Raw genomic sequence first — 3,018 nt, 5'->3', positions numbered from 1 at the left:
ATTCTGGGCTAAACTTGGTCATGGCTTGCTCGAGGAGGAGTTTTTGAAATATACGACTTTTATAGTCGATTTTCTTCTTGAGCAAGTCTTGGTATTTCAGGGATGACGGCTTAAGTCAGTGCCATTGATTCATAGAGGCCTTTATGGAAAACACCGACTGGCTCTGGATATTCTATTCTGTGAAGCCGAGCCTGAACTTCTTCAGTTCGTTGACAAAAGCTGCCTGCCAGACGAACAGATAATAAGCTTGCTGGATCGCCCTGAACCTTTTGAAAATACTCTTAAGACGATTGTGAGCTAACCCGGAATCAATAGATCCTGGCATCAGGCAAATTCTATTGACTGTATGAACAGAGTTCACTTTCTACGACAGAGAATACATAATAATCCCCCGCTGACTGATAAAAACTATTCAGCACGGCACAAGCAAGATATCTGTGCAGAAGGAACAATAATAACAAGGTATGGATGATGTATAGATCAGGAAAGAAGGCCCCTATGACATGGGTGGCCATGGCCCTCAGCCTGCTACTCAGCTCGATCAGTAACGCAGCCAGCATTGAGGACTTTTCTCGCCACAGCCAATTCTACAATGTAAAAATTTCCCCTGACGGAAAACATCTTGCCGTTCTAATGAATGTTGAAGGACGCAAAACACTCGCTTTTATGAGAACCAGTGACCAAGAACTCTCTTTCGTTCTCAACCCCAGCACCAAGAGTCAGCCAGGTGAATACTTCTGGGTTAACAATGAACGTGTTGTCACTGAGATAGAGCTCTCCAGCGGCTCTCTGGAATCCCCCTATAGCCTGGGTGAATTAATGGCCGTCAACTACGATGGCAAAAAGAAGAAAATGATCTTTGGCTATCGATCAAAATCGGGACTGGCTTTCTCTGCTTATGGTGGTGAACTACTGCATAGTCTGCCCAATGACAGAAAGAACATTCTCATTACCCGATTCCAGCTGGCAGAAGGTGGTCAGGCCGTCAAAGCAGGCAAAAAAGATAATGAAGTCTACAAATTGAATGTTTATTCAGGAAAAACGCGCCGAATTAAGGGCTCCCCAGTACCCTCCAACAGCTTTGTGGTGGATAGGGACGGAGTCCCCAGATTTGTGGCGGGGTTAGACAAGGACTTTAATAACAAACTCTTTTACTCAGAAGGTAAAGGGAAGCCATGGAAACCCTTTAATATTGATATCAAAGGCGACTTTGAGCCCATTGGTTTTGATGGGAATTCATCTGTTTATGCCTACAAAAGCTCCTCAGGCGAGCCCCAGGGGTTCTATAAATACGATCTTGAAACCCAGAAGGAAACGCTTCTTTTTCAAAGCCCATTAGCGGATCCCACCCACTCATTACGACTGGGAGAAGACAACATCTTCGGCCTTCGTATCGATGAAGATTACCCCGGGTACTGGTATACCCGTCAAGATCACGCAGGCGCCGCTTTGCATAAGGTTCTGGTCAGGGCCTTTAATAATCAGAAAGTCACCATCACCAGTAAAACAAAAAATAATGAGAAGATTGTTATTCATGTATCAGGAGATCAAAACCCGGGAGAATTCTACCTTTTCGATACGAAAACTATGAAAGCACAGTTTCTTCTTGCCAGAAAACGCTGGTTGAAGTCTGACGACCTTTTACCCATGGAAGCGTTCAGAATCAAAACAGAAGATGGATTTACCCTGAATGGCTACCTAACATTACCGAAAGGCAAAAGCAGTAACCACCCAACAGTAGTCATGCCCCATGGCGGTCCCCATGCAAGGGATTACTGGGGCTACCAGCCCGATGTGCAAATGCTGGCCAATGCTGGATACGCTGTTCTGCAAATTAACTTCCGGGGCTCTGATGGCTATGGAAAAGAGTTTTTGAAAGCAGGCTACGGCCACTGGGGAACCAAAATTCAAGACGACATTACCCTTGCAGCCAGGTATGCCATCAACAATGGTATCGCAGACAAATCCAGAATTTGTATTTATGGCGCCAGTTTTGGGGGCTATAGCGCTTTACAAAGTGCCATCCGGGAACCGGATTTGTATCAGTGCGCCATCGGTTATGTCGGTGTCTATGATCTGCCATTAATGTATAAGGAAGGTGATATCAAGGATGTAGTCTGGGGAGATGCCTACCTTAACAAGACTCTGGGAACCGATCAGCAATCTCTCAGAGAACAATCTCCAGCCCTTCAAACGGACTCACTAAAAGCCCCCGTTTTCATTATTCATGGCAAAAAAGATGTTCGCGCCCACTATGAACACGCTGAAGTATTAAAGGCCGCTCTGGATAAAAAAGGGCATGAATACGAGTGGCTGGTTAAGGAAAAAGAAGGTCATGGCTTTTACAATGAAGCGAACCGTCTGGAACTAAACCAGAAGGTCTTACAGTTTCTCAATAAACACATTGGCAGTTGATTAGCCGCCTTTTTGAAGCCTCTGGCGCAGACGATATCACTGCACTGCGCCAGTGTTTATTATATATAAACGGCCCTTCAATTCTTCCGAAGCAGCTCCAGCTGCATGATGGATTGCTCAAACCCCTGACCGGCTGCCAGCTCATAGTACGTTTTCGAAAGCTCTCTGTTCATCGGGGTGCCATGACCCAATTGATACATCCTGGCTACCCAGTGCTGAGCGCAACCCAGTCCATTGTCGGCCTCTACTTTGAGCACCTCAAAGGCTTTGGCGTACTCGCCCTCCAGATAGATAGCCAAGCCTGATGAGCAGCGTTCATTGCTAACCGCTTCTTCAGCAGCCAGATGCAAAGGAAAAAAAATCAGAAACAGCGCCAGTCCCACAGCTTTCATATCAAACACTCCCTGTTTGTTCTATGCACTCTCCATACTGACAGAAAATTAAGAAAGAAATAAATTTTTTCTTCTCAAATCTGTCTAGGAGCCTGTCGGACTTAGCCGACCGTAGCGAGGAAAAGTCCGGTTTGAGACAGTTTTTATGATTATTTGAGGCGAATAGCGAGCTATTCAACGAAAAGAATCATAAAAAATGGCCAAATCAGGC

Annotated in this window: 2 protein-coding genes; one reads left to right on the top strand and one right to left on the bottom strand. The window is 45.5% G+C overall.

The window, feature by feature from the left end:
• The first annotated feature begins 498 nt into the window (after positions 1 to 498).
• Entirely contained in the window at positions 499 to 2,415 is a 1,917-nt protein-coding gene (locus ACR2PX_RS24625) for an alpha/beta hydrolase family protein (protein WP_434002000.1), read from the top strand.
• A 77-nt stretch (positions 2,416 to 2,492) separates the two neighbouring features.
• Here the strand turns inward: ACR2PX_RS24625 and ACR2PX_RS24620 are convergent, their stop codons facing one another.
• Entirely contained in the window at positions 2,493 to 2,807 is a 315-nt protein-coding gene (locus tag ACR2PX_RS24620) for a hypothetical protein (protein WP_434001999.1), read from the bottom strand.
• Positions 2,808 to 3,018: the final 211 nt, after the last annotated feature.

The sequence above is a fragment of the Endozoicomonas sp. genome, from assembly GCF_051008435.1.
Taxonomy (GTDB): Bacteria; Pseudomonadota; Gammaproteobacteria; order Pseudomonadales; family Endozoicomonadaceae; genus Endozoicomonas_A.
The sequence above is the reverse complement of the archived record's forward strand: the minus strand, read 5'-3'. Positions and strand labels throughout refer to the sequence as shown.